This is a genomic window from Streptomyces sp. NPDC025806, assembly GCF_055558275.1.
Genome location: NZ_JBVHMU010000034.1, coordinates 19,074 through 44,670 on the forward strand (window position 1 = coordinate 19,074; position 25,597 = coordinate 44,670).

Below are 25,597 nucleotides of genomic sequence, written 5' to 3' on the forward strand. Positions count from 1 at the left end.
CTGCAACTACCTGGTCACGCGACAACACGTCGGAGCGCCCGCCGTCTCTTGCTTGCTGTAGACCATCTCTCTGCCTCTCGTCCAAGGCCCGGAACCGGGCCGGTTACGGGCCGCGCGGCACGTGGGCACCACCTGCCCCGCCGTCGCGTCCGTAAATCACGCCGTCATCATGACCCAGCGGTTCCACCCACCGCGACCACATTTCCTGCACCCCCGTCGTGCCTGGTCAAAGCCGGTGCGTCAGGACGCTCCGAACAGCTCCAGGAGCTCCGCCTTACCGAACATCCGGGCCGTGTCGAGGGCCGAAGGAGTGCCGGCGGCGGGGTCGGCGCCGCCGTCCAGGAGAGCCCGGATCACGGCGTCGGCGCCCTTGAAGACGGCGCCCGCGAGCGGGGTCTGGCCCTTGTCGTTGGCGCGGTTCACATCGGCGCCGCGCGCGACGAGGGCCCGTACGGCGTCCTCGTGCCCGTGATAGGCGGCGAGCATGACGAGCGTGTCGCCCCGGTCGTTCGTCAGGTTCGCCGGAACGCCCGCGTCCACGTACTTCGCGAGCGCGTCGGCGTCACCGCGGCGCGCGAGGTCGAAGATCTTGCCGGCCAGCTCCACGACCTCGGGGTCGGGGGCTTCGCTCATCTGCCGGACCGCCTTTCGTCATTCGTGCCTGGTACGGCCCTGCGGCCGTACGGGTGAATCGCCAGGGTACTGCCCGTCCGGGCACATGACCCGACCCCGTCGAGGCAAAGATCAACCAGTCCCCACACCCCGGTCCCGTCTCACCCCCCGAGGCATCGAACGGGTGAAATGAATAAATTTCCACCCGTTTGCACCTTTTGTCGTATAGATACATGCTGTGAGCCTGGAAGTACTCATGGTGACTGTCCCCACCAACCAGGAGATCCCTCATGATCCTGTCCATCTCGGGCGTCGTGCTGCTCGGCATCATCGTCTTCCTGTTCTTCCGCAAGGACGGACTGAAGGCCTCACACGCGTTCGTCTGCGCCCTCTTCGGCTTCTACCTGGCGGGCACGGCCATCGCCCCGAGCATCAAGGCGGGCGGGCAGAGCCTCGCCAGCCTGCTCGGCGGGATCAAGTTCTGACGGCCCACCCACCCGCACTCACCTTCAGGAGACCGACGTGGCCAGGCGTCCACTCCCCCGCATTCTGAGCACCGGCAGCGCCTCGATCGCCCGGAGCCGGGAAATGGCACGGACGGCCGCCGACGGCGCCACCGACGTCCTCCATCCCCTCATCACGGTCACCCGTGGACTGCGCCGGCTGGCAGCCGCCGGGCGGCGCAAGTGGGTCGAGACCCCCAAGGACAAGCGCGGACCGCTGCTGTTCCTGGTGGGGGCCGTGATCCTGGTCGTGGTGTTCATCCCGTACGGGCCGCTGCTCGCGCTCATCGCGCTCATGGCGGCCGCCGGCTGGAAGGGCCGCGACCCGAAGCCGCCGGTGCAGACCGGCCCCGACGCCTCGCAGGTGCAGCGCCTGAGCGCGGTCTACGAGGCACTCGTCCCGTACTTCTCGGTCCCCGAGGACCCGAGCCCCCTGTACGCCCACGGCGGCGCCTGGGAGCAGGCCTTCGAGACGTACGACTTCGACGGGGACGGTCGCTTCGACCGGCTCTCGATCCGCTACCCCGCCTACTTCACGGACGGCGAGGCGGAGTCCCGCGCCCGGATCGAGCAGCTGCTCCACGCGAAGCTGGGCCGCGGCCGTGAGTACCACTTCCAGTGGGACGAGGAGGCCAACCACCTCACGGTGACCGTCCTCGCCCCGCTCACCACCACGATCGCCGCCCAGCGCTTCGTCACGTCCCCCGGCGAGACGGTGCTCGGCTTCACCGACGGGACCGCCGTGCAGCGCACGCTGCCCGTCATGGACGGCGACGAGCAGCACGACGTGCCGCCCGTCGTCTGGCGCACCGGGCCGCGCTCCACCGAGCCGCACCTGCTGATCGCCGGCCGGCCCGGCAGCGGCACCACCTCCCTAATGCGCTCCGTGGCGCTCCAGGCGCTGCGCCACGGCGACGTGCTGGTCGTCGAGGGCGGCGGCACCGGCGACTACGCGTGCCTGGTCGGGCGCGCCGGGGTGCTCGCGGTGGAGTGCGGCCTCGCGGGCGCGCTCGCCAGCCTCGAATGGGCCGCGCACGAGACGGAGCGCCGGCTCATCGCGGCGAACCGGGCGCGGCAGGCCGGTCACCCGGTGCCGGACGACGTGCGGCGCCCGCTGTGGATCCTGCTCGACCGCCCCGGCGCCCTCGGGCACCTCGCGGCGGCCGACGGACGCACGGACCCGCAGACGCTGCTCCAGGTCCCGCTGCGCCACGGCCGGGCTGCCGGGGTCACGGTGGTGGTCGCGGAGCAGCTCGACAGCCTCGACGCCCTGAGCGAGCCCGTGCGGCAGCACACCCGCGCGCGCGTGCTGCTCGGCCCGGCCTGCGACGAGGAGATGCGCGAGGTCCTCGGCACGCTGCCGCGAACCACGCCCGCGGACGACGTCCCGGCCGGCCGCGGGTACGCCCGTCTCGGCACGGGCCCGGTCCACCGCCTCCAGGTGCCGGCCACCTCGGACCCGTACGACGAGTCGACGAGCGAGACGCACCGGCAGGCGGTTCTCGCGCTGCTGCCGGAACGGGTCACACCCGGCGACAGCGCCGTCGAGGCAGTGCCAGAGCCCAGCACCGCGGACGAGGCCGAGGCCCTGGCCGAGCGCTAGAGAAAGCCGCTAGGCGATCAGGGTGCGCGGCACGTCCCCGCCCGCGCCCTGACCGTCGCGGACCAGCCGGGCCGCCGCCGCGAGCCTGAGCGCCGCCTCGTCGGCCACCGCCCCGCCGACCGTGAACGGCAGCCGTACGTACCCCTCGAAGGCGCCGTCGACCCCGAACCGGGGCCCCGACGGCACCCGCACCCCGACCCGCTCCCCCAGCGCGGCCAGGCGTGAGCCCGACAGGCCGCCGGCCTTCACCCAGAGCGTGAGTCCTCCGTCGGGCACGTCGAACTCCCAGTCGGGCAGCTCCCGGCGCACGGCCGCCACCAGAGCGTCCCGGTTCTCCCGGGCCTGGCCGCGGCGCAGCTCGACGGCCTCCTCCCAGCCCCCGGTGTGCATCAGCCAGTTCACGGCCAGCTGTTCCAGGACCGGGGTGCCCAGGTCCGCGTAGGCGCGCGCGGCGACGAGGCTGCGGATGACGTCCGGGGCCGCCCGCACCCAGCCGATGCGCATGCCCGCCCAGAACGCCTTGCTGGCGGAGCCGACCGTGATCACCGTGGAGCCCGCCGGATCGAAGGCGCACACCCGGCGCGGCATCTCCAGCTCCGGGTCGAAGTACAGCTCGGTCATGGTCTCGTCGACGACGAGCACGGTGCCGGCCGACCGGGCGGCGTCCACCAGGGAGCGGCGCCGCTCCTCGTCGGCGAGCGCCCCGGTGGGGTTGTGGAAGTCGGCCACCACGTAGGCGAGGCGCGGGGCGGCGTCGCGCAGGACCTGGCGCCACCGGTCGAGGTCCCAGCCGCCGAGCCCGTCCGCCATGGCGACGGGCACGAGCCGCAGGCCGGCCTCCTTCATGAGCTGCAGGATGTTCGCGTACGAGGGCGACTCGACGGCGACACGTTCGCCGCGGCCCGCGAACAGGTGGCAGATCGCGTCCATGGCGCCCATCGCGCCGGTGGTGACCATGATCTGCTCGGGCATGGTCGGGATGCCGTGCGCCGTGTAGCGGTCGGCGATCATCGAGCGGAGCGCGGGCAGCCCGGCCGGGTAGTCGCCGTGCGTGTGCGCGTACGGGGGCAGCTCCTCCAGGGCGCCCTGGACGGCGCGGGTGAGCCACGGTTCGGGGGCGGGCAGGGCCGCGGTGCCCAGGTCGATCATCGAGCCGAGGGCCTCCGGGGGCAGCGGCTCCAGGCCGCGCGCGGGCAGCGGGTTGCCCGCGGGCACGGCGGTCCAGCTGCCGGCTCCCCTGCGGGACTCCAGGAAGCCTTCGCCGCGCAGCGCCTCGTAGGCGGCGGCCACGGTCGTGCGGCTCACCGAGAGCGCGGCGGCGAGCTCGCGCTCGGCGGGCAACCGGGTGGCCACGGTGACCCGGCCCTCCAGCAGGAGCAGCCGGATGCCGTCGGCGAGGGCGCGATAGGCGGGCGGGCGCTTGGTGCCGGTGCCGGCCGGCCTCGGCTGTTGCGAGGTGAGCAGGCGGGCGAGCTGGGCCGACCCGATCGCCGAAGTCCACTGGGCCATGACGTCCAGTCCACCTTCCCGGAATTGGCCATGGTTGGCATCCACTTCCGAGCCACAGAGTGTCATGAGCCAGTCCACCACCACTACAGGGGGCACTTCTTGTCCGGCACTCCCGGCACTCCCGGCACTCCCGCTTCTTCGGGTTCCTCCGGTTCTTCCGGTTCTTCCGTGTCGTCCGGCGGCTCACTGGTCCGCCGACTCGTCCAGCTCTACGTGGGCCTGGTCCTGTACGGCGTCAGCTCGGCGCTGCTCGTGGAGGCGGGGCTCGGCCTGGAGCCGTGGGGCGTGCTGCACCAGGGGCTGACCGAACTGACCGGCATCTCCATCGGCGTCATCTCCATCATCGTCGGCGCGATCGTGCTGCTGCTCTGGGTGCCGCTGCGCCAGCGGCCCGGCCTCGGCACGGTCTCGAACGTCTTCGTGGTGGGCCTGGCCATCGACGGCACACTCGCGCTGGTGCCCGACGTGCACGCCCTCGCGCTGCGGATCCCGCTCCTCGTGGCCGCGATCGTGCTGAACGGCGTGGCGACGGGCCTCTACATCGCGGCCCGGTTCGGCCCCGGCCCGCGCGACGGCCTGATGACGGGCCTGCACCGGCGCACCGGCCGCTCGATCCGCCTGATGCGCACGGTCGTCGAGATCACCGTCGTCGTGACGGGCTTCGCCCTGGGCGGCACGATCGGCGTCGGCACGGTCGCCTACGCCCTGGCGATCGGCCCGCTGGCCCAGTTCTTCCTGCGCGTCTTCGCCGGCCCCACGTCCCCCGGCGGTTCCGGAGTGGTCGCCGGCTCGTCATCCGTTCGGGCGATACTGCGCAAGTGACCGCGCCCGTACGCCATCCCTATCTCGACCACCCCGGCCCGCTCGCCCTCGCCCATCGCGGCGGGGCGGCGGACGGCCTGGAGAACACGGTCGCCGCGTTCCGCCGCGCCGTCGACCTCGGCTACCGCTACATCGAGACGGATGTGCACGCCACCGCCGACGGGCGGCTCGTCGCGTTCCACGACGCGACGCTGGACCGGGTGACCGACGGGCACGGCCGGATCGCGAAGCTGCCGTGGGACGACGTGCGCCACGCGCGCGTGGCGGGCCATGAGCCGGTACCGCTCTTCGAGGAACTCCTGGAGACCTTCCCCGACGTCCGCTGGAACGTGGACGTGAAGGCGGAGCCCGCGCTGGCCCCGCTCCTCGACCTGATCGCGCGCACGCGCGCGTGGGACCGCGTCTGCGTCGGCTCCTTCTCGGAGTCCCGCGTCGCCCGCGCCCGCACCCTGGCGGGCCCCCGCCTGGCCACCTCGTACGGCACCGCGGGCATCGCGGGCCTGCGGCTGCGCTCCTACGGGATACCGGCGCCGCTGGACCGCGCGGCGGTGTGCGCGCAGGTGCCGGTCGCGCAGTACGGGGTGCGCGTGGTGGACCGGCGCTTCGTCCGTGCGGCCCACGCGCGCGGGCTGGCGGTGCACGTGTGGACGGTGAACGAGGAGAGCGAGATGCGACGCCTTCTCGCGCTCGGGGTCGATGGCATAGTTTCCGATCACATCGAGACGCTGCGCGACGTCCTGAAGGACCTGGGCACCTGGGCCTGACGCCGGCGGCGCTCCGGGAACACGGGGACTGCGAGGGGGGCACGGGTGGGGACCGAGACCGTGCGGGACACGGGGACGGGCGCCGAGGCGCCCGCCGCACGCCGGCGCGAACAGCGCGGCTGGTACTTCTACGACTGGGCCTGCTCGGTGTACTCCACCAGCGTCCTGACGGTGTTCCTGGGGCCGTATCTCACCGCGGTCGCCAAGGCCGCGGCGGACGCCGACGGCTATGTGCATCCGCTCGGGATCCCCGTCCGCGCGGGCTCGTTCTTCGCCTACTCCGTCTCGCTCTCGGTGATCCTCTCGATCTTCGTGATGCCGCTGGCGGGCGCGGCCGCCGACCGTTCGGGCCGCAAGAAGCCGCTGCTCGCGGTCTCCGCGTACACGGGAGCGGCGGCGACGACCGGGATGTTCTTCCTGGACGGCCACCGCTATCTGCTGGGCGGCGCCCTCCTGGTGGTGGCGAACGCCTCGCTCGCCGTCTCGATGGTGCTCTACAACGCCTACCTGCCGCAGATCGCGCCCCCGGAGGAGCGCGACGCGGTCTCCACGCGCGGGTGGGCCTTCGGCTACGCCTCGGGCGCGCTCGTGCTCGTGCTCGATCTGGTGCTGTACCTGAACCACGACGCCTTCGGTGTCTCGGAGTCGGCGGCGGTACGGATCTGCCTGGCCACGGCGGGACTGTGGTGGGGCGCTTTCACCTTGGTCCCGCTGCGCCGTCTGCGTGACCGGGGCGCCGCGGCGGACGCGCCCGCGCGCACGGTACCGGGGCTGCGCCAGTTGAAGGCCACGGTGAAGGACATGCGCCGCCATCCTCTGACGCTGTCCTTCCTGCTCGCCTATCTGGTCTACAACGACGGCGTGCAGACGGTGATCTCGCAGGCCTCCGTCTACGGCTCCGAGGAGCTGGGGCTGGAGCAGTCCACGCTCATCGTGGCGGTGCTGCTCGTGCAGGTCCTGGCCGTGGCGGGCGCCCTCGCGATGGGCCGGCTGGCCCGCAGGTACGGCGGCAAGCGCACAATTCTGGGCTCGCTCGTGGCGTGGACGGTGACGATCGGCGCGGGCTACTTCCTCCCGGCGGCCGCACCCGTGTGGTTCTTCGCACTCGCGGTCGGGATCGGCCTGGTCCTGGGCGGCACGCAGGCCCTGTCGCGCTCCCTGTTCTCGCACCTGGTGCCGGCGGGCAAGGAGGCCGAGTACTTCTCCGCGTACGAGATGAGCGACCGGGGCATGTCCTGGCTGGGCCCCCTGGTGTTCGGGCTCGCCTACCAGCTGACGGGCAGCTACCGGGACGCGATCGTGTCCCTGGTGGCGTTCTTCGCGCTCGGGTTCGTCCTGCTCGCGCGGGTGCCGATGCGGCAGGCCGTGCGCGACGCGGGCAATCCTGTACCCAGCAGGATTTAGCGCCGGGCGGCAAAGGCCGGTAGTGTACGCGGTTGGCCTGCCAGGCGTACCGTTACTGCACGTCAAGTCTGACAAACGCTAGGTGACATCTGGTGTCAGATGTGACAAACCGGGCGCAGGTGGGTACAACAAGGGGCGGCTACGACGGCGACGCATGACCCGGAACGGGAATCTTTACCGCCGACCGGACGTTGACCGGATGACGACGACAGCGACACCTGTCCTGTGGGCGACAAGCCCGGGAGGCACGATTCATGAGTGAGCGAGCTCTTCGCGGCACACGCCTCGTGGTGACCAGCTACGAGACGGACCGCGGCATCGACCTGGCCCCGCGCCAGGCCGTGGAGTACGCATGCGAGAAGGGGCATCGCTTTGAGATGCCCTTCTCGGTGGAGGCCGAAATTCCGCCGGAGTGGGAGTGCAAGGTCTGCGGGGCCCAGGCACTTCTGGTCGACGGTGACGGCCCTGAGGAGAAGAAGGCGAAGCCCGCCCGCACGCATTGGGACATGCTGATGGAGCGGCGCACCCGCGAGGAGCTCGAAGAGGTCCTCGAGGAGCGCTTGGCGGTGCTGCGCTCGGGCGCGATGAACATCGCGGTTCACCCGAGGGACAGCCGCAAGTCCGCGTGACCCTGCGGGATCCCGCAAGCAGTTCGTTCAACGGCCTGGGGCCGGACACACACCGTGTGTCCGGCCCCAGGCCGTTTCCGCGTGCGCCTGCACCCCGAGGCGTCACACAGTGAAGACGCGTTCGACCTCGTCGCGCCGCGTGTGCAGGTCCCAGTAGAGGGGGGCGACCTCCTCGGCCGAGGCCGCCGGCACTCCGGGCGGGCCGTCCGTGCCGATCCACACGCCGATCGCGACGTGCGCGGCCTGGACGCCGGTGTCGGCCAGTTCCTTGTGCAGGCCGAGCACCCAGTTGCGCAGCGCGGCCTGGGCGGCGTTGAGGTTGCCGAGCATCGGACGGGGGTCGACCGAGCCGGCTCCGTTGGTGTAGAGCAGGGTGCCGGCGCCGGCCTCGCGCATGACGGGCAGCACGGCCCGTGTGGCGGCGATGGCCCCGTAGAGGAGGAAGTCCATCGCCCACTGCACATCGGACGGGTCGGTCTCGGACGGAGCGGTGAGCGGCGTGGATTCGAGGCTCCCGCCCGGGGAGTACTCCAGGACGTCGATGCCGCCGAAGCGGGTGGCGGCGTCCTTGAGCGCCTGGGTGAGTGCGTCATGGTCGAGTACGTCCGCGGGGAACGCGGCGGCGGTGATGCCTTCGGCGTCGAGCCGGCCGACCAGGTCGTCGAGCTTGTCGCGGTTGCGGGCGATGAGAGCGACGTCGAAGCCTTGGGAGCCGAAGGTACGGGCGACGGCCAGGCCCATACCGGGTCCGGCTCCGACGATGGCGATGCTGGGCACAGTGAATCCTTTGCTGGGAAGCCGTGGGGAAAGGGTGGATCAGGCCAGGGTGAGCGCGGCCGGTGCCCTCACCGCCCGTGGTCGTCGACGAAATGGTTGTCGTGGGCTTCGTGAAGTCGGCTCAGGTCACACTCGTTCACCGTGGCGAGCTGTGCGAAGTACTCCTCACGCGGGACCCCTGGCGAGAGTGCCATCAGGAGGGTGGCGCGTTCGGCGCGCTCCTTCCGGAGAGCGTGGACGTCACCCACCGCGGCATGCGCGGTGTCGCCGGGCAGCAGTGTGCGCCAGGCCTGCCCGTCGAAGTAGTCGACTTCACCTTCTTCGACGATGAAGGTCTCGCTGAAGGTCGTGTGAAAGTGCGGGGCAGGTCCCCGGCTGGAGGGCGACATGCGCCACCGGTAGAGGCTCACGTTCCCGCTGGTCTCCGCCGGACCCGCGAGGACTTCGATGGTCGATCCGCCGGCGCCCAGCCGGATCGTCCGCGTCTTTTGGGCTCGCTCGGGCTCCTCGGAACACCCGGCGAGCGACTCCGTGTCGGTCATGACCCGAGTCTCTGCGCTTCGCCCTTCTGCCCGCTCTCACTTCGGCGGTGGCCTAACAATGGTGGAGTGATCCGCTACCGATTGGGCGTCGGCGCCGCGAGCGTGCGGTGGGCGATGTCGCCGATGCACGAAGTGGTCAGTCTTGCCCAGCTCCTGACCGAACCGCAGCGTCACCCGATGTTCCACCCGTGGCTCCGCCGTCGCCGCCACCGTCTCTCGCTCCCGGACCTGAGTGCGCTCACGGTCTTCATGGCCGACGGCGCGTATCGACCCGACTTCCTCGACCCCTCGCCGATGTCCAGTGAGCCGACGTTCGAGGAAGGCCTGGATGCCCTCCTCGCCGCGCCGGCGGACCAGACGTACGCCGAGCTGGTCGACGCCACGAGGGGGCGCGGGGCAGAAATAGGCCGCCGATTGCTCGACGACCCCGATCGAGCCAGGTCCGAGGCCGCCGCTGCGCTGCGCCGCCTCTGGAAGGCAGTGGTCGAACCGGAATGGCCGTCCATGCGGCAGGCGTTGCGTGCCGAGATGCTGGACCGGGCCCTCCAGGTCAACCGCGAGGGGTTGCGCGCGGTCCTTCCGCGCCTGCACCCTTCCGCTGCGTGCGAGGGCGACACCATCACCGTCGAGAAGACCGTCGACGTCGACGTCGACTGCCCTGAGGGACTCATTCTCGTTCCGTCGCTGTTCATCACCGACCGGATGCAGTGCACCACCTCGGACCACTGGACACCGGCGATCTATTACCCGGCATCCGGGCGGTACCTCTGGGCGGCGCCTCCCACTCCGAGGTCGCTCGACCGGCTTCTGGGGGTGACTCGATCGAGGATCCTGGCCGCGCTCGCCACTCCGCTGCAGACGACCGTCGTGGCCAGGCTGGTGAGCGTCACTCCCCCGACGGCCAGCGAACACCTGGCCATCCTGCGGGACGCCGGGTTGATCGACAGCAGCCGGGCCGGTCGCACGGCCACGCACGAGCTCACCCAGGCCGGACGTGCTCTCCTTGACGCGGCCTCTTCGCGGTCATGACAGGTCGGGGAGCCGCTGCGCTCGAAGCCCGCTCGCGCCCGGCCTGAAGGTGCGCGTCTCAGGACGGCATGATCGGCGGGCGCGGCTCCGAGTCGTCGCGATGGGCGCCCGGGCGCTCGTCCTCGCGGACCACCTCGCCCTGGATCACGGTCGTGCCCGGCTGACGCATCCGCGCCTGCTGGAAGGCGCTGCCCAGCGTGCCCTCGGCCGCCGTGCTCATCCGGCGCTCCACCGCCCGCTCCGTGTACCGGCTCAGGGCGCCCCGCACCGGGGGCACGAGGAGCAGCAGGCCGAGGGCGTCGGTGAGCAGGCCGGGGATCATCAGGAGGAGTCCGGCGAGCATCAGCAGCCCGTTGCCCTGTGAGCGCGGCTCGGCGGGCTCCGCCGCCGGGTTCGTCTGCGCGCGCTGGATCGTCTCGCTCAGGTTCTGGAACGCGCGGCGGCCCGCCGCCTTGATCACGACGGCGCCGAGGACGAGACCGGCCACGAGGACCAGGAAGACGGTGAAACCGCCGGCCGCCCCGGCCACCAGCATGAGCAGCCAGACCTCGAGGACCGCCCAGGCCGCGACGCCGAGCGGGAGGAACCTGCGGACCCGGGAGCGCCGGGGCGGAGTGCCAGTGGTCATGCCCCCAGTGTGCCTGGGGCGGCGTCCAAGTGGCGTAAGCGGGGGATCAAGATCGCCGAGCGCGAAGAAAGGCCCAGAAGGCACTCAGCGGCTCTTCAGCGGCTCTGGGGGCGCCGCCCGACCACCTTGCCCACGCGCTCCCCCAGTCCCCACGCCGTGACCCGCCACAGGGCCTCCACGACGATGTCCTTGCTCATCTTGGAGTCGCCCAGCTCGCGCTCCACGAACGTGATGGGCACCTCGACCACGTGATAGCCGGCCTTGATCGACCGTCGGGCCAGGTCGACCTGGAAGCAGTAGCCCTGCGAGGCCACGTCGTCGAGGCCGAGGCCTTCGAGGGTCTCGCGGCGGAAGGCGCGGAAGCCTCCGGTGACGTCCCGGATCGGCACGTCGAGCACCAGCCGGGAGTACGTGGAGCCGCCGCGCGAGAGGAACTCGCGGGACTTCGGCCAGTTCACGACCCGCCCGCCGGGCACCCAGCGCGAGCCGAGCACGAGGTCGGCGCCCTTGAGCGCGGTGAGCAGCCGGGGCAGTTCCTCGGGCTGGTGCGAGCCGTCCGCGTCCATCTCGACGAGGACCCCGTAGTCGTGCTCCAGGCCCCAGGCGAAGCCCGCGAGGTAGGCGGCGCCGAGGCCCTCCTTGCCGGTGCGGTGCAGGACGTGGACCTGATCGTCGTCGGCCGCGAGCTCGTCGGCGAGCTTGCCGGTCCCGTCGGGGCTGTTGTCGTCGGCGACGAGCACGTGGGCCGCGGGCACGGCGGCCCGGACGCGGCCCACGACGGTCTTGATGTTCTCCGCCTCGTTGTAGGTCGGAATGATCACCAAGGCCGTACCCAGAGGGCCGAACGTGCGCCCACCGCCGTCGTTCACAGATTCCCCTTCACTTCGTTCACAAGGGGACCACCATAGCGAGCGCGCTTCACTGCGGATCGGGGCCGGGCGTCCTTCGGGCCGACCTGGGACCCGCTGGCTGCGGATCGACCGAGAGCCGTTGTCTACTGAACGCCCGGGCCCCACCCGGGTCACACCTGGCCGACCGGCCGGAACGTTCCGGCGCCCCGTGGCGCGGGCGCCGGGCCTGGGCCTCGCCGGTGGTGCGCCGGTGGGCGCACCACCCCGTGATCCAGCTGCGTTCGACGACTGCGCGGAATTCCCCGGTCGTACCTGGAGGTGGTGGACCCGGCAGAACCTACCGGCCGACCTCCGCGTCCTGTCAACAGCCGATTGACCTGCGGCTCTTCCCGAACTCGCCTGGTCAGGGCCGAGGATGCGCAGGTCGTGCGGGACGGTGCCGATCCGGAGCGGGTCGCACACCGCCCGCGCACATCACTCTTCCGGCCGTACGAAGACGGTCTGGCCGGAGACCACCGTCCGCAGGCAGACCGGCAGTTGGGCGCCCGGCGTGAGGTCGGGCAGGCCGGGCGTGCCGGAGCGCGGGTCGGTGGACCAGCGGGCCACCCGGTCGTCGGGCGCCTGCACGATCAGCTCGTCGGTGCGCCAGACGGCGTAGTCGGCGGGGGCGCCGGGCACGAGCATGCCCGCGTCGTCGCGGCCGACGGCGCGCCAGCCACCCCGGGTGTGCGCGGTGAAGGCCGCGCGCACGGAGACCCGGTGCTCGGGCGTCCGGTGGAAGGCGGCGGCGCGGATGGTGCCCCACGGGTCCAGCGGGGTGACGGGGCTGTCGGAGCCGAAGGCGAGCGGCACACCGGCCCGCAGCAGGGCCGCGTACGGGTTGAGGGCGCGGGCGCGCTCGGCGCCGAGCCGGTCGGCGTACATGCCGTCCGCGCCGCCCCACAGGGCGTCGAAGGCGGGCTGCACGGAAGCGGTGAGGCCGAACTCGGCGAAGGCGGCGACGCTTTCGGGGCTGAGCATCTCGGCGTGCTCGACGCGGTGCCGGGCGGCCCGTACGCGGGCGAGGCCCACCTTGTCGACGGCGGCGCGCACCCCGTCGACGACGGCGGTGACCGCGGCGTCGCCGATGGCGTGGAAGCCGGCCTGGAGTCCGGCCTCGGTGCAGGCGACGACGTGGGCGGCCACGTCCTCGGCGCTCAGGTAGGCGGTGCCGGTGTGGGCGGCGTCGGCGTACGGCTCGTGCAGGCAGGCCGTGTGCGAGCCGAGGGCGCCGTCCACGAAGAGGTCGCCGGCGGCGCCGAGCGCGCCGAGGCCGCGGGCGCGCTCGATGTCCCGGTCGGCCCAGTAGCCGACGACGCGCGGGCCCGGCTCGGAGCGGGCGAGGTCGAGAAGCCCGGTGAAGTCGTCCTCGGAGGAGATGTCGGGGCCGCCGCACTCGTGGACGGAGCCGATGCCGAGGGAGGCGGCCCGGCGCAGGGCGGCGCGCTGGGCCTCGGTGCGCTGCCGGGAGCCGACCGCGCCGAGGGCGGCGGCCCGGACGGCGTGGTGGGCGTCGCGGGTGAGCGGTCCGTCGGGGCTGAAGCCGGGGCGGTCCGCGATGCCGGGCACCAGGTCGAGCAGGGCGGTGGTGACGACGGCGGAGTGCACGTCGATGCGGGACAGGTACAGGGGGCGGCCGCCGGTGGCCTCGTCGAGCTCCCCGCGCGAGGGCGGGCGGTCCTCGGGCCAGCGCGCGGCGTCCCAGCCGTGACCGAGCAGCACGCGGTCCTCGGGGTGGTCGTCCGCGTGCCGCCGGACGAGGGCGAGGGCCTCGGTGCGGGAGCGGGCGCCGGTCAGGTCGAGACCGGTCAGGGCCAGTCCGGTCGAGGTGATGTGCACATGGGCGTCGGTGAACGCCGGGGTGACGAGCGCGCCGTCGAGGTCGACGACCTCGTCGACCCCGTCCGCGAACGCGTCCGCCGCGCCTTCCGAGCCGACCCAGGCGACGTGCCCGGCCTCCACGACCATGGCGGTGGCGAAGGGATCGGCGGGACTGTGGACCTCACCGCGGCGCAGGAGGACGGTACGGGTGCTGGGGGGCGTGCTCATGGGGACAGTCTCCCGCGCGGGGTGCCCGGCTCCGGTGCCGGGGTCCCATATGTCGGGGTGCGGGGTCAGATGCGGGGCGGACGGGCCTCGTAGGGGGTGGAGAGGACGACCGTGGTGCGGGTGGAGACACCGGCGAGGGAGCGGACCCGGGTGAGCAGGTTCTCCAGGTCCAGAGGGGTCTCGACGCGGACCTTGAGGATGTAGTTCTCGTCCCCGGCGACGCTGTGGCAGGCCTCGATCTCGGGGACGCCGGCGAGGCGCTCCGCGATGTCGTCGGGGGCGCTCGGGTCGAACGGCTTCACCGAGATGAACGCCGTGAGCGGAAGCCCGACCGCCTCGGGGTCCACGATCGCCCCGTAGCCCCGGATCACGCCGCGCTGTTCGAGCCGGCGCACGCGCTGGTGCACCGCCGAGGTGGACAGGCCCGTGGCCTTGCCCAGGTCGGTGTAGCTCATCCGCCCGTCCTTGACGAGCAGCTGCACAATCTGTCGGTCGAGCTCCTCCATGGCGACGAACCTACCGGTCACTTGATCCCGCCGGATACCGGAGCGACGCGGCGAGGCGCCCGGAAAGGGGTGAAGCGGGCCTCTCGCCTACCTCGCATCCGGCACGCCCACACGGCATGTGACCAAGACCACACGCCTGGAGCCGTGTCCGTGGGCATGGCGCGATTACCCCGGGTACCGGGCGGGAAGTGCTTGCTGTGGCCGAGGCCCGCGACTCAAGGACATCCGCGGCCGGCCCACCCGAGGGGGAGATTCCCATGCAGAGTGTGAAGCGTCCTGGACGCACTGCCGCACGCGGCCGCAAGCAGGCGGTCGTCGAGCCCCAGCCGGAGGGCGTCGAACCCGACGTCTTCGACGGGGACGACCTCGACGCGTACGACACCTTCGAGATGTACCGGGTGATCTGCCCGGACTGCTCGCAGCCCATCGCCCTTCTGGCCGACGAGGACGTGCTGCCCGAGCACGCGCACGTCACCTCGGCGTGGAACCCGTTCGGGCTCACCGTGTGCGCGGGCACCGGTCGCGCGGCGGCGGACGCGGCTCCGGCGGACGAGCTGAGCGGTACTCAGGAGCAGGACACCGCGCTGCTGTTGACGCTCCCTCAGGGGCTCGACTGGCGCACGCAGCCCTTCTCGCACGTGGGCGGCCCCGGCTCGCGCCCGATCCAGGTGCCGCGGCAGCGGGACCGCCGCGCGGCCTGACGCGCGCTCAGTCCCGCCCGTTCCAGTAACTGCCCTGCACCATGGCCCGCAGACTGTCGTGGTGCAGGATCAGTGTGTCCGGGTCCGCGGGCACGGCGGCCTCGCCGAAGTGCACCTGCCGGTAGGCGACGCGGAGCATGACGACGGCGTGCCGCAGGGCCGCGTAGAGCGTGTAGAAGTCCATGTCGCGCGGGGTGTGCCCGGTCAGGCGCGCATAGCGGGCCTCGACGCGGTCGCGCCGCAGGAAGCCGGGCAGTCCGGGCTGGCCGAAGCTCTCGGTGAGGTCCTGGAAGAAGCGGTGCAGATAGACCGTCCAGCCGAGGTCGACCTCGCGCGGGGCGAGCGCCGCCATCTCCCAGTCGAGGACCGCGGCCGGGGTGAAGCCGTCGTAGATGACATTGCCGATGCGGGCGTCGCCCCAGTTGAGCACCGCCTCGCCCTCCTCGTCCGGCCACAGCTGCGCGAGCCGGTCGAAGGCGCTCTCGATCAGCGGTGAGCGGGGCCGGCCGTCCACCACCCAGGCGTAGTAGGCGCGTTGGGCGTCGACGTGGCGGCGCAGCGGGCTGCCCTCGCCGGGCAGTTCGAGGAAATCGGCCTCCTTGGCGGGGATGCCGTCGTGCAGCCGGGCGAGCAGGCGGACGCTGGCGTCCTCCAGTTCCTCCCGCTCGGCGTCGGTGGCGGCGTGCAGCCAGTTTCCCTCGTACGTGTAGGGCATGACGTCGGGCGGTACGCGGCCGGCGACGCGCTCCATGACGAAGAAGGGCGCGCCGAGCGGTTCGGGGTCCTCCTCCAGCCAGAGCACGGCGGGCACGGGCAGCCCGGTGCGGGCGGCGAGCCGCATGGTGCGGTACTGCCGCGGCATGTCGTACTCGGGGAAGATCGTGTACGCGGACGGGTCCGCGGCGAGCCTGAGGGCGCACGGCCGCACGGGCCGGCCCGGCTGCTCGATGTCGAAGAGGAGGGTCTCGCTCGACATGCCGTTGGACTCGGGGACGGTGACGTTCACCGGGCGGGCGCCGGGGAGCCGCCGCTCCAGCCAGGCGCCGAGCCGCCGGGCGAGCTCCTCGGGGTCGCGGGTGGAGGTGCGGGGGCGCGGTGCCGTGGCCATGGCCGGACTCCCTCTGTGTGTACCGGTGTTCAGATGTCGGTGCGGCCCGGTCGGGGCTCAGGGACGGTCGGGACCTCAGGGACGGGCGGGGGCCGTCGAGTCGAAGCCGGTGAAGCCGCTGGGGTCGTGCCGTCCGAAGCTGCCGTGCTCGAAGATGCCGTGGCCCACCTGGCCGTCGAGGGTGAAGCGGGCCGCGTGGTCGATGACGCCGTAGGCGGCGAGCGGGTGCGCGGCGGGGTCGGCGAGGTCGTAGGCGCGGCGGTCGGTCCAGTCGCGGCCCTGCCAGGTGCCGTGCTGCCAGTCGTCGGCCGGCGGGTAGCCCGCGCCGACGGCGAGCGGTGAGGACGCGAGGACCTCGACGCCGAGCTCCAGGGGTTTGCGGTCGACGGGGTCGGTGAGGTGGATGACGGCCTGCTCGGGGTGGCGGGTGCCGGGGCGGTAGGTGATGTCGGCCTGGGGCCAGCCGAGTTGGCGGTCGCGGTGTCCCGGGCGCACGAGGGTGGCGTCGTTCAGGGTGCGGAAGCCGTCGGCGTCCTCCTGGAGGACGACCATGAGGAAGCGGTCGGCGAAGCGGACGGGCGCCCAGATCCAGTGGAACCCTTCGGCGGGGTTCTCCTGCGCGAGCCGGCCGCCTTCCTCGCCGGGGATCGGCCGCACGCCCCAGCTGCGGTCACGGGTGCCGGTCCAGCCCCGTACGTCGATGTCGCGGCCTCCGATACGCAGCCGGCCGTCGCAGTGTCCGGCCTGCACGAAGCGCCGGCCCTCCAGAGTGAGGCGACCGCCGCGGCGCTGGAGGTGGTGGGGTTCCCACAGGGCGGGGAAGTCGGCGCTCCAGTTGATCTCGTACGCGAGCCCGTCGGGGTCGTCCGGGTCCGCGGCGCAGGTCAGGACGAAGTCGTGGAGCGGCCGCTCGACCTGGATCCGCAGCGGTCCGACGCTCAGCTCCATCCGGGTCTCGTCGCTCAGCGCGTCCGAGGCGCGGACGGCGTGCAGGGTGTCGCCGACGCGCAGGGTGGCGTAGGCGTCGATGACACCCAGGTTGGGGTAGACGCCGAGCCCGAGAATGAGCAGGAACTCGCCCGTGGGGTCCACGAGGTGGAAGATGCAGCGGTCGTAGGCGTTGCGGTCGCTCGTGGCGACGTGCTTCATCGACAGCGGCGCCTGGTGGATCGGGTACTCGTCGAGAGCCACGGGACGGTCGTCTTCGGCCACGGCAATTCTCCTCCGGCGCACGGCAGTTGACGTCGCCCGGAGGGGTACGGCCTGCCCGGCGGCGGAGATGACGGTACGTCAGATCCAGGGCGGGCACCAGATGCGGACCAGCCGCACATGGGCGCGACCCCGCGCCCCTGAAGGCGTGCACCGTGCGCATGCCCTCCCCCTCGGACCGGGCACGCGCACGGTTATGTCACGAACTCACGCTCGATTGATGTCGGAGGTGACTCCGCCGCCGCCCCGCCGTTGACCTGGCATGACCCCGACGCAGACCGTCGCCCCCGCGCCCACCGGACGCCGTAGGCGCACCCTCGTCCCGGCCCGCGCAGAATCGGTTCAGCAGCAGGCCCCCCGGAAGGCGCGGACGGGGCCGCCCGAACCGCAGGACCCGCCGATCTACCGTCAGCTGCTCGCCGACTGGACCGAGCGCGGGCGGACGCTGCCGGGGCGGCCGGACCCGGAGTGGGCGCGGCTGACCGCGCCCACCGTGCGCACCGGGGAGTTCAGCGAGGAGTTCAGCGGGTCTCCGGACCCGCGAGATGACGAGCGATGACCATCCGCTGGATCTGGTTGGTCCCCTCGACGATCTGCAGCACCTTCGCCTCGCGCATGTAGCGCTCGACCGGGAAGTCGGCCGTGTAGCCGTACCCGCCGAAGACCTGCACGGCGTCCGTGGTGACCTTCATCGCCGCGTCCGTGCACAGGAGCTTGGCCATGGCGGCCTGCTTGGAGAACGGCAGTCCGGCGTCGCGCAGCCGGGCCGCCGCGAGGTACAGGGCGCGGCCCGCCTCGATCTGCGTCGCCATGTCGGCGAGCATGAAGCGCAGGCCCTGGAAGTCGGCGATGGGCCGGCCGAACTGCGAGCGCCCCTTCGCGTACTCGACCGCGGCGTCCAGCGCGGCCTGGGCGACGCCGATCGCGCAGGCGGCGATGCCGAGCCGGCCGGAGTCGAGCGCGGCCAGGGCGATCTGGAAGCCCTGCCCCTCGTCCCCGATGCGGCGGGCGTCGGGGATCCGTACCCCGTCGAAGTGGATCTGGGCGGTGGGCGAGCCCTTCATGCCCATCTTCTTCTCCGGTGCGGCGGCGCTCAGCCCCTCGGCGTCACCGGGCACCAGGTACGCGGTGATCCCCCGGGCACCCTCACCGCCGCTGCGGGCCAGGACGGTGTAGAAGTCGGCGACGCCGCCGTGGGTGATCCAGGCCTTGGTGCCGTCGAGCACCCAGTCGTCGCCCTCGCGGACCGCCTTGGTGCGCAGCGACGCCGCGTCGGACCCGGAGGCCGGCTCGGACAGGCAGTACGCGCCGAGCAGGCCGCCGCCGAGCATGTCGGGCAGGTGCTCCGAGCGCTGCTGCTTGGTGCCGAAGTTCGCCAGGGCGTGGCAGGCCAGCGAGTGCACGCTGACGCCGAGGCCCACGGTGAGGCGGGCCGCCGCAAGCTCTTCGAGGACCTGGAGGTAGACCTCGTAGGGTTGGTCGCCGCCTCCGAACTCGGAGTCGTAGGGCAGGCCGAGCAGTCCCGACGAGGACAGGAGGGCGAAGGTGTCGCGCGGGAACTGCCCCGCTTCCTCCTCCTCGGCGGCGCGCGGGGCGATCTCCCGCTGGGCGATGTCGCGGACCAGCCGCAACAGGTCGCGGGCTTCGTCCGTCGGCAGCTGCCGCTCGACTCCTGACTCCGACATAACGACGCTCTCCTCTGGGCGGGCGCTGCGGTGACGGCCGCTGGGTTGGGCGGCGCCACCGGGGTGGTCACTACCGGAACCACTGCTGCCGTTCTGGGTCTCAGAAGCGGCTGACCAGCGGTTGCGGCGTGTTGAGTATTCCCGATCCGGAAGCCCGCGTCACTAGTTAACGACCGCTTACTGGAAGTTTTTCGCGCCCACCGGAACCACGCAAGGCCGCAGCGCGGCGAGGGGTCACAAACCCGGCAGATTGGTTCGGACCATTGACGCACTGGTCTAGTCCTTCTAGTGTCCTGCCCGCAGGTCCAGCACCACTTCCCCCACGCTCCCCTCCCCCACGAGGAGACACGATGCTCCGACCGCACCTCCCGCGCGCCTCGTTCAAGGCGCTCGTCTCCGCCGCGTGCTGCGCCGTCCTCGGCGCCGGGCTGCTCGCCTCCGCGGGCACCGCCACCGCACGCGAGACCGCCGACTCCCCCCGGGCGGCGGCCGGCTCGAAAGTCGTCGGCTACTTCACGGAGTGGGGTGTCTACGACCGGAACTACCACGTCAAGAACATCGAGACCTCCGGCTCGGCCGACAAGCTCACCCACATCAACTACGCCTTCGGCAACGTCCAGGGCGGCAAGTGCACGATGGGCGACGCCTACGCCGCGACCGACAAGGCGTACACCGCGGACCAGTCCGTGGACGGCGTCGCCGACACCTGGGACCAGGAGCTGCGCGGCAACTTCAACCAACTGCGCAAGCTCAAGAAGCTCCACCCGGACCTCAAGATCCTCTGGTCCTTCGGCGGCTGGACCTGGTCCGGCGGGTTCACGGAGGCGGCCAAGAACCCGTCCGCGTTCGCCCAGTCCTGCTACGACCTCGTCGAGAAGTCCAAGTGGGCCGATGTCTTCGACGGCATCGACATCGACTGGGAGTACCCGAACGCCTGCGGACTGACCTGCGACACCAGCGGGCGGGCGGCGTACAAGGACCTGATGGCGGCGCTGCGCGCGAAGTTCGGCGCCGACTACCTGATCACGTCCGCCATCCCGGCCGACGCCTCCGAGGGCGGCAAGCTCGACGCCGCCGACTACGCGGGCGCCGCCCAGTACGTCGACTGGTACAACCCGATGACGTACGACTTCTTCGGCGCCTGGGACGCGCAGGGCCCCACCACCCCGCACTCCCCGCTCACCGCGTACGACGGCATCCCAAAGGCCGGGTACAACACGGACGCGACCGTCACCAAGCTCAAGGCGATGGGCGTCCCCGCCTCCAAGCTGCTGCTCGGCATCGGGTTCTACGGACGCGGCTGGACCGGTGTGACGCAGGAGAAGCCCGGCGGCACGGCGACCGGGCCCGCGCCGGGCAAGTACGAGCAGGGCATCGACGACTACAAGGAGCTCAAGACCAAGTGCCCGGCCACGGGGACGGTCGGCGGCACGGCGTACGCGTACTGCGGGAACAACTGGTGGTCCTACGACACCCCGGCCACCATCGCCGGGAAGATGGACTACAAGAATCAGCAGGGCCTCGGCGGCACCTTCTTCTGGGAGCTGTCCGGTGACACGGCCAACGGCGAGCTGATCAGGGCCATCAGCTGACAGGACGGACGAGGGGCGGGATCCGGGTGCACCGGGTCCCGCCCCGCGTCAGGTCCCGCTCACTCTCCACGCTCACATCCAGCCGAGCTGGGTCACGAGCATCGCGAGCACGACCACGAAGGTCCAGCCGAGGACGTGCTCGAGGATCTTCGGGCCGTCCTCCCGCGGGCCACCCGTGCGGGTGCGTGCGGCGGCGGGGGCGGTGGCGGAGCTCGCGGTCATGGCAGTCTCGCTGTTCGTGGACGTGAAGGTGCTTCCCCGGGAGCCGATCTCCCCGGCGACTCCCCCACCACCATGCCACCGCCTCGGCCGGGCGCGGCCGAGACGTTGGTCACGCGGCGGCGGGCCCGCCCGTCAGCGCACGCCCACGGCGGCGAGCGCCTTGCGCTGGCGGGACGAGGGCTTGGCCGGGAAGTACAGGTAGCAGACGCCGCCCGTGCCGGAGACGACCTTGCCGGTGGAGTTGTAGCGCTTGGTCCGCAGCCAGATGTTCTCCCACTCACGCCGCTTGTAGACGTGGCGGACCGCCGGGTCGTTCGGCGAGGCCGGGTCGTTGGCGATCACGTCGCCGTCGGCGGTGAAGCCGATGACCGTCATCAGATGGCCCGATGTGCCGTAGCCGGCCCCGGTCAGCTCCTCCTTGAGGAACGACTGTGACGTTATGGCCGGGATGCCCGCGGAGATCAGCGTCTCCAGGTCCGTGAGGGAGGAGAGCCGCGTGACGACACCTTGCAGGTCCTTGTACGTGGCGGCGTACGCGGCGTTGAACGGCCAGTTCCCGCAGCCCTCGTACTGGTAGTCGTACGTGAAACGCGCGGCGTGGCAGACCTGCGGGTCCGCGTAGTCCGGGTTCACCCAGGCCAGGTCGTCGGCGCTCGGCTCGCGGCCCCAGTACTCGATGATCATCTGCGAGGAGGTGGGGCTGCACCAGGCCTCTCCGCCGTTGTCGTACTCGGGGTACTGGCCCGCGTGGATGTTCTGCGAGTAGCGCGGGACCTTCAGTTCGGCGGCCAGACCCGGGGCGGAGGCCGGGACGGTGAAGCGGTCCGGGACGTCGGAGCCCATCGCGCCGAGCCGCCACACGGTCGGCGCGGTGTCGGTGCCCGGGGTGCGCAGCAGGGTCAGCCGCAGCCGGTAGGAGACGAGGCGCAGCCCGGAGGCCGCGTCGTCGATCGAGAAGGTGTCGGTCCAGATGCTGGACTTCCCGTCGCTCTGGTCGTCGACGGAGGTGCGGCGGATGTCGGCGTCCTTGTCGTCCCCGGCGGTCCAGCGGCCCATCACGTACCAGGGGGTCTTCGCGCCGTCGCTGTACGTGCCCTGCAGCTCGACCTCGATCCAGGTGCCGGCCGGGGTGCGCGCGTTCCAGGAGGCGATGACCTCGGTGGCGGGGACGGAGAGGGTGTGGACCGGCGAGGTCCAGGTCGCGTACTCCCAGTCGGCCGTCCGGTTCAGATGCGGGTCGGTGTACGAGCGGGTGCCCGCGGGCCGGTCGAGCGTCAGGCCCGGGCGGGCGCCGGCGACGGTGCGGGTGCCGCGGCCGGTGCCGGAGAGCCAGTCGGCGAGGGTCGTCCACGCGTGGTTGTCCACGGCGCGGGGCGCCGCCTTCGCTCCGGCGGAGAGGGGCGCGGCGGTCGCGGCACCGGCCGCCGTGGCGGCGAGGGCGACGCCCGCGGCCGCCGCGAGCAGGCTTCTGCGGGACAGGTGGGACGCGGGGTGCTCGACGGTGTCGGGATCGGGTCGGGTCATCAGGTGGTTCCCCCAGTCGACGGGTCGGACGGACGGTACGGACGGGGCGGACGGCACGCACGCGGGGTGTGCTTCCTGGTGGAACAGTGCGCCAACTATGGCCGCCGGAGCGGGATTTCCACCAGCGTTTCGCCTCCGGTCACCCCATCAATATTGGTCTCCACCACTGGCATGACCTGCGGTGCCACCCGGCGGACCGGTGTACGCGGGCACGTACCCTGACCGCTGTGGACCACCTGCACACGCCCCTCGCCCCGTACGCCGACCGGCTGCGCCGGCTGCCGCCCTCCTGCGGCCCCGTGCGCCTGATCGGCATCGACGGGCACGCGGGTTCCGGCAAGTCGACGTTCGCGACCCGGCTCGCGGCGGCGCTCGGCGGGGCGCCCGTGCTGCGCCTCGACGACATCGCGAGCCATGACGCACTGTTCGCGTGGACGGAGCGGCTGCGTACCCAGGTGCTCGCGCCGCTCTCCCGGGGCGAGACGGCGCACTACGAGACGTACGACTGGAACGCGCGCCGGTTCGGCGCCGTGCGCGCCCTGCCGGCCGCCGACGTGGTGCTGATCGAGGGGGTCGGCGCGGGACGGCGCGCGATCCGGCCGTTCCTGGCGCGGCTCCTGTGGCTGGATCTGCCCTCCGAGGCGTCCTGGGCGCGAGGGCGGGCCCGGGACGGTGAGCCCCAACGCGCCTTCTGGGACGGCTGGATCCCGGCCGAGCGCGCGCACTTCGCCCTCGACCCGTCCTGGCCGTTCGCGGACGAATTGGTGCGCGAGTGTCGGGAGAAGCCGGAGGGGTACACGATGCGCGAAGGGCCCTCCGTGACCCCGCCGGAGCACCGTTCCGTCACTCACCGTGAAGGTCCGCCAGCGGTGCGCTGACCCCCCGGAAAGCGCCTTCCACGAGTTTCCCGGAGTGCCTCAACTCCGCTTGACCGAGGGGCCGTACAGGACTTACGTTCTGAATGTGCGGCCTTCGGAGGCCGCCCCGCAGTCGCGAAGCCCCCGGTTGTTCCCCCGTGATCGGGGGCTTCGTTCTGCCCTCAAAGCCGCAAACCGGTCTCGGCGCGGCGCCCCCTGTTCACCCAGGGTCACCATCGGGCACCGCCCCCACCTGCACCGGATCCTCGTCGATCGCCCCGATCCGACCCCTTCGCGCCCTACGGTCCACCCTGCCCGCGCGGGTACGATGCCTCTCGGTGCGGCCTGGGACGGCTCGCTGTCCGCATCGTGGCAACTCCCGTCCAAGACAGAGCGGTTCATCGGGGGCACGGCATGTGGGGGACGTGATGGACTTCGGCACCGGCACGCCGACGGGCCCGGCCGATCTCGCCTGGCTGCGCGGCGTCGACGCCTACACGATGGGCGCCTATCCGCAGGCCGAGGAGGAGTTCCAGGCCGCCGTCCGGATCGATCCGGGCATGGCCGACGGCTGGCTCGGGCTGCACGCGCTGCGGGTCGACACGACGACGGCCCTGCTGCGGATGTTCCGGCACCGGGACCGCTTCGGCGAGCAGCGCACACGGCACCGCAGGACGCTCAACTCCTGGTACTGGCTGGGCTGGTGGGTGCAGCCGGTGCTGGAGCAGCCCCGTGATCTCTTACTCGCGCACGCCTCGCACTGGCTCGACGGCCGGCACGTGCCCGAGCTCGACCGGGCCCTGGCCACGCTGCCGCCGGTCGACGCGGACCGGCACGTCCGCTTCCTGCACGCCTGCCGGGCCTACCTGGTCAAGGACTGGGAGCAGCTGGTCCGGCACACCGAGGCGCTGATCGACGACCCGCTCCTGGGCATCGAGGCCGGCCTGTTCGGCGGGATGGCCCGGGTGCGTCTTGAGATGTACGGGCAGGCGGAGCCGCTGCTCTCGGCCGCGCTGATGCGCTGCCGCAGCGAGCAGCCGCAGCGCAAGGAACTGCGGTACTGGCTGGCGCGGGCGCACGAGGGCACGGGCCGGTCGGCCGCCGCGCTGCCGCTGTACCGGGCGGTCCACCGGGTCGACCCCGCGTTCATGGACACCTCGGCGCGGCTCGCCGCGATCTCCGAGGGCGACGGCCTGGCCGATCTCGCGGACGGCTCCGATCTCGCGCCGCTGCTCACCGGCTACCAGGACGGCCTCGACGGGTCGGAGTCCGGGGACCCCCTCTACGAGAGCGACGGCCGCGATCTGCTGGTCTCCGGCCCCGATCTGCCGCCGCCGGGCGCGAGCTCCGGTCCCCCGCCCGAGGAGACGGACATCGTGCGGGAGAAGGCCCTCGTACCGGTGCCGCCGCCGCTGCCCACGGGGCCCGCGGACCCCGCCCTGCTGGAGGAGGCGCTCGCCGAGCTGGAGCGGATGGTCGGCCTGGAGCCGGTCAAACGCCAGGTCAAGGCGCTCTCCGCGCAGTTGAACATGGCGCGGCTCCGGGCGGGTCAGGGCCTGCCCGTCCAGCCGCCGAAGCGGCACTTCGTCTTCTCCGGCCCCTCGGGCACCGGCAAGACGACCGTGGCCCGCATCCTCGGCCGGGTCTTCTACGCGCTCGGGCTGCTCGGCGGCGATCACCTCGTCGAGGCCCAGCGGGCCGACCTGGTGGGCGAGTATCTGGGCCAGACCGCCGTGAAGGCCAACGAGCTGATCGACTCGGCGCTCGGCGGTGTCCTCTTCGTCGACGAGGCGTACGCGCTGTCCAACTCGGGTTACGGGAAGGGGGACGCGTACGGGGACGAGGCGCTGCAGGTGCTTCTGAAGCGGGCCGAGGACAACCGGGACCATCTGGTGGTGATCCTCGCGGGATATCCCGAGGGGATGGACCGGCTGCTCGCCGCCAACCCCGGACTGTCGTCCCGGTTCACGACCCGGGTCGACTTCCCCTCGTACCGGCCGCTCGAGCTCACGTCCATCGGGGAGGTGCTCGCGGGGGAGAACGGGGACGTGTGGGACGAGGAGGCACTGGAGGAGCTGCGCTCGATCGCCGGGCACGTGGTCGATCAGGGGTGGATCGACGAGCTCGGGAACGGGCGGTTTCTGCGGACGCTCTACGAGAAGTCCTGTGCGTATCGGGACCTTCGGCTGACCGGGTATCTGGTCGAGCCCACGCGGGACGACCTGGCGACGCTTCGGCTGGCGGATCTCATGCAGGCGTACGGGGAGGTCCTCTCGGGGCGGGGGCCTCGCGGGGGTGCCGGGTTCTAGGGGCGGGTCACGCCGTGGGTTCACCGGTTCGTCGCCGGGTGCGGGCCGGTGGGGCTTCTCGCGCAGTTCCCCGCGCCCCTGAAATGCAGACGCTTCGCGTCGCATTTCCCCGATGAGGCGCAG

The 25,597-nt window shown here is 72.1% G+C and carries 25 protein-coding genes; 12 read left to right on the top strand and 13 right to left on the bottom strand.

Annotated features, from left to right (window positions below):
- Window positions 1-240: 240 nt before the first annotated feature.
- Window positions 241-633, bottom strand: a complete 393-nt coding sequence (locus ACZ4E1_RS38600) for an ankyrin repeat domain-containing protein (RefSeq protein WP_188340085.1) — start codon at window positions 631-633, stop codon at window positions 241-243.
- Window positions 634-902: 269 nt separating this feature from the next.
- Here ACZ4E1_RS38600 and ACZ4E1_RS38605 point away from each other — a divergent pair, with 269 nt between their 5' ends.
- Together ACZ4E1_RS38605 and ACZ4E1_RS38610 are read left to right on the top strand one after the other, a co-directional pair.
- Window positions 903-1,097, top strand: a complete 195-nt coding sequence (locus ACZ4E1_RS38605) for a hypothetical protein (protein ID WP_188340084.1) — start codon at window positions 903-905, stop codon at window positions 1,095-1,097.
- 37 nt (window positions 1,098-1,134) lie between these two features.
- On the top strand, window positions 1,135-2,718 hold the full coding sequence (locus ACZ4E1_RS38610) for a hypothetical protein (protein WP_467548423.1): 1,584 nt from the start codon (window positions 1,135-1,137) through the stop codon (window positions 2,716-2,718).
- A 9-nt stretch (window positions 2,719-2,727) separates the two neighbouring features.
- Here ACZ4E1_RS38610 and ACZ4E1_RS38615 read toward each other — a convergent pair whose 3' ends face one another.
- Entirely contained in the window at window positions 2,728-4,227 is a 1,500-nt protein-coding gene (locus ACZ4E1_RS38615) for an SCO1417 family PLP biosynthesis transcription factor (protein ID WP_467548425.1), read from the bottom strand.
- A 168-nt stretch (window positions 4,228-4,395) separates the two neighbouring features.
- Between ACZ4E1_RS38615 and yczE the strand changes: the two genes are divergently transcribed.
- The 4 genes from yczE to ACZ4E1_RS38635 all read left to right on the top strand — a co-directional run bounded on the left by yczE (window position 4,396) and on the right by ACZ4E1_RS38635 (window position 7,846).
- Window positions 4,396-5,049, top strand: a complete 654-nt coding sequence (gene yczE / locus ACZ4E1_RS38620) for a membrane protein YczE (protein WP_467548427.1) — start codon at window positions 4,396-4,398, stop codon at window positions 5,047-5,049.
- Window positions 5,046-5,813, top strand: coding sequence for a glycerophosphodiester phosphodiesterase (locus ACZ4E1_RS38625; RefSeq protein ID WP_467548429.1), 768 nt, complete (start codon window positions 5,046-5,048; stop codon window positions 5,811-5,813). The genes yczE and ACZ4E1_RS38625 overlap by 4 nt, the downstream gene beginning before the upstream one ends.
- Before the next feature lie 45 nt (window positions 5,814-5,858).
- Window positions 5,859-7,217, top strand: a complete 1,359-nt coding sequence (locus ACZ4E1_RS38630) for an MFS transporter (RefSeq protein ID WP_467548431.1) — start codon at window positions 5,859-5,861, stop codon at window positions 7,215-7,217.
- Between the two features lie 254 nt (window positions 7,218-7,471).
- Window positions 7,472-7,846, top strand: a complete 375-nt coding sequence (locus ACZ4E1_RS38635) for an RNA polymerase-binding protein RbpA (RefSeq protein ID WP_003977404.1) — start codon at window positions 7,472-7,474, stop codon at window positions 7,844-7,846.
- 102 nt (window positions 7,847-7,948) lie between these two features.
- Here ACZ4E1_RS38635 and ACZ4E1_RS38640 read toward each other — a convergent pair whose 3' ends face one another.
- Both ACZ4E1_RS38640 and ACZ4E1_RS38645 read right to left on the bottom strand, forming a co-directional pair.
- Window positions 7,949-8,623 carry an SDR family NAD(P)-dependent oxidoreductase gene (locus ACZ4E1_RS38640; RefSeq protein ID WP_467548433.1) on the bottom strand — a complete coding sequence of 225 codons (675 nt, stop codon included), beginning with the start codon at window positions 8,621-8,623 and terminating at the stop codon, window positions 7,949-7,951.
- Between the two features lie 68 nt (window positions 8,624-8,691).
- Complete coding sequence (locus tag ACZ4E1_RS38645; RefSeq protein WP_467548435.1) at window positions 8,692-9,165, bottom strand: cupin domain-containing protein; 474 nt, start codon at window positions 9,163-9,165, stop codon at window positions 8,692-8,694.
- A 66-nt stretch (window positions 9,166-9,231) separates the two neighbouring features.
- Between ACZ4E1_RS38645 and ACZ4E1_RS38650 the strand changes: the two genes are divergently transcribed.
- A complete protein-coding gene (locus ACZ4E1_RS38650; RefSeq protein ID WP_467548437.1) occupies window positions 9,232-10,194 on the top strand; it encodes an ArsR/SmtB family transcription factor in 963 nt (320 codons plus the stop codon).
- Window positions 10,195-10,252: 58 nt separating this feature from the next.
- On the opposite strand, the gene fxsA is transcribed toward ACZ4E1_RS38650, so the two are convergent.
- From fxsA to ACZ4E1_RS38670, 4 genes are all read right to left on the bottom strand, one after another.
- A complete protein-coding gene (fxsA, locus tag ACZ4E1_RS38655) occupies window positions 10,253-10,822 on the bottom strand; it encodes an FxsA family membrane protein (RefSeq protein ID WP_467548439.1) in 570 nt (189 codons plus the stop codon).
- Between the two features lie 95 nt (window positions 10,823-10,917).
- Window positions 10,918-11,691, bottom strand: coding sequence for a polyprenol monophosphomannose synthase (locus tag ACZ4E1_RS38660; protein ID WP_467548441.1), 774 nt, complete (start codon window positions 11,689-11,691; stop codon window positions 10,918-10,920).
- Between the two features lie 456 nt (window positions 11,692-12,147).
- Window positions 12,148-13,761: an amidohydrolase gene (locus ACZ4E1_RS38665; protein ID WP_467548443.1), complete on the bottom strand. Its 1,614-nt coding sequence runs from the start codon at window positions 13,759-13,761 to the stop codon at window positions 12,148-12,150.
- Between the two features lie 65 nt (window positions 13,762-13,826).
- Window positions 13,827-14,267 (bottom strand): Lrp/AsnC family transcriptional regulator, encoded by a 441-nt coding sequence (locus ACZ4E1_RS38670; protein ID WP_467548445.1) that lies wholly within the window; start codon window positions 14,265-14,267, stop codon window positions 13,827-13,829.
- Window positions 14,268-14,524: 257 nt separating this feature from the next.
- Between ACZ4E1_RS38670 and ACZ4E1_RS38675 the strand changes: the two genes are divergently transcribed.
- Complete coding sequence (locus ACZ4E1_RS38675) at window positions 14,525-14,968, top strand: hypothetical protein (protein WP_467548447.1); 444 nt, start codon at window positions 14,525-14,527, stop codon at window positions 14,966-14,968.
- 7 nt (window positions 14,969-14,975) lie between these two features.
- On the opposite strand, the gene ACZ4E1_RS38680 is transcribed toward ACZ4E1_RS38675, so the two are convergent.
- A complete protein-coding gene (locus ACZ4E1_RS38680; RefSeq protein WP_467548448.1) occupies window positions 14,976-16,076 on the bottom strand; it encodes a phosphotransferase family protein in 1,101 nt (366 codons plus the stop codon).
- 75 nt (window positions 16,077-16,151) lie between these two features.
- Window positions 16,152-17,288 carry an Rv3169 family protein gene (locus ACZ4E1_RS38685; protein ID WP_467548450.1) on the bottom strand — a complete coding sequence of 379 codons (1,137 nt, stop codon included), beginning with the start codon at window positions 17,286-17,288 and terminating at the stop codon, window positions 16,152-16,154.
- 259 nt (window positions 17,289-17,547) lie between these two features.
- On the opposite strand from ACZ4E1_RS38685, the gene ACZ4E1_RS38690 reads away from it, so the two are divergent.
- Window positions 17,548-17,844, top strand: a complete 297-nt coding sequence (locus ACZ4E1_RS38690; protein ID WP_467548452.1) for a hypothetical protein — start codon at window positions 17,548-17,550, stop codon at window positions 17,842-17,844.
- On the opposite strand, the gene ACZ4E1_RS38695 is transcribed toward ACZ4E1_RS38690, so the two are convergent.
- On the bottom strand, window positions 17,807-18,970 hold the full coding sequence (locus tag ACZ4E1_RS38695; RefSeq protein WP_467548454.1) for an acyl-CoA dehydrogenase family protein: 1,164 nt from the start codon (window positions 18,968-18,970) through the stop codon (window positions 17,807-17,809). The genes ACZ4E1_RS38690 and ACZ4E1_RS38695 overlap by 38 nt on opposite strands.
- A 350-nt stretch (window positions 18,971-19,320) precedes the next feature.
- On the opposite strand from ACZ4E1_RS38695, the gene ACZ4E1_RS38700 reads away from it, so the two are divergent.
- Window positions 19,321-20,562 (top strand): glycoside hydrolase family 18 protein, encoded by a 1,242-nt coding sequence (locus ACZ4E1_RS38700; RefSeq protein ID WP_467548456.1) that lies wholly within the window; start codon window positions 19,321-19,323, stop codon window positions 20,560-20,562.
- A gap of 72 nt (window positions 20,563-20,634) precedes the next feature.
- Here the strand turns inward: ACZ4E1_RS38700 and ACZ4E1_RS38705 are convergent, their stop codons facing one another.
- Both ACZ4E1_RS38705 and ACZ4E1_RS38710 read right to left on the bottom strand, forming a co-directional pair.
- Window positions 20,635-20,784 (bottom strand): SCO1431 family membrane protein, encoded by a 150-nt coding sequence (locus tag ACZ4E1_RS38705; RefSeq protein ID WP_384627172.1) that lies wholly within the window; start codon window positions 20,782-20,784, stop codon window positions 20,635-20,637.
- Window positions 20,785-20,916: 132 nt separating this feature from the next.
- Entirely contained in the window at window positions 20,917-22,308 is a 1,392-nt protein-coding gene (locus ACZ4E1_RS38710; protein ID WP_467548459.1) for a peptidase C39 family protein, read from the bottom strand.
- Between the two features lie 236 nt (window positions 22,309-22,544).
- Here ACZ4E1_RS38710 and ACZ4E1_RS38715 point away from each other — a divergent pair, with 236 nt between their 5' ends.
- Both ACZ4E1_RS38715 and ACZ4E1_RS38720 read left to right on the top strand, forming a co-directional pair.
- Window positions 22,545-23,186 (top strand): uridine kinase family protein, encoded by a 642-nt coding sequence (locus ACZ4E1_RS38715; protein WP_467548464.1) that lies wholly within the window; start codon window positions 22,545-22,547, stop codon window positions 23,184-23,186.
- A 407-nt stretch (window positions 23,187-23,593) separates the two neighbouring features.
- Entirely contained in the window at window positions 23,594-25,474 is a 1,881-nt protein-coding gene (locus tag ACZ4E1_RS38720; protein WP_467548461.1) for an AAA family ATPase, read from the top strand.
- The last annotated feature ends 123 nt before the right edge of the window (window positions 25,475-25,597 follow it).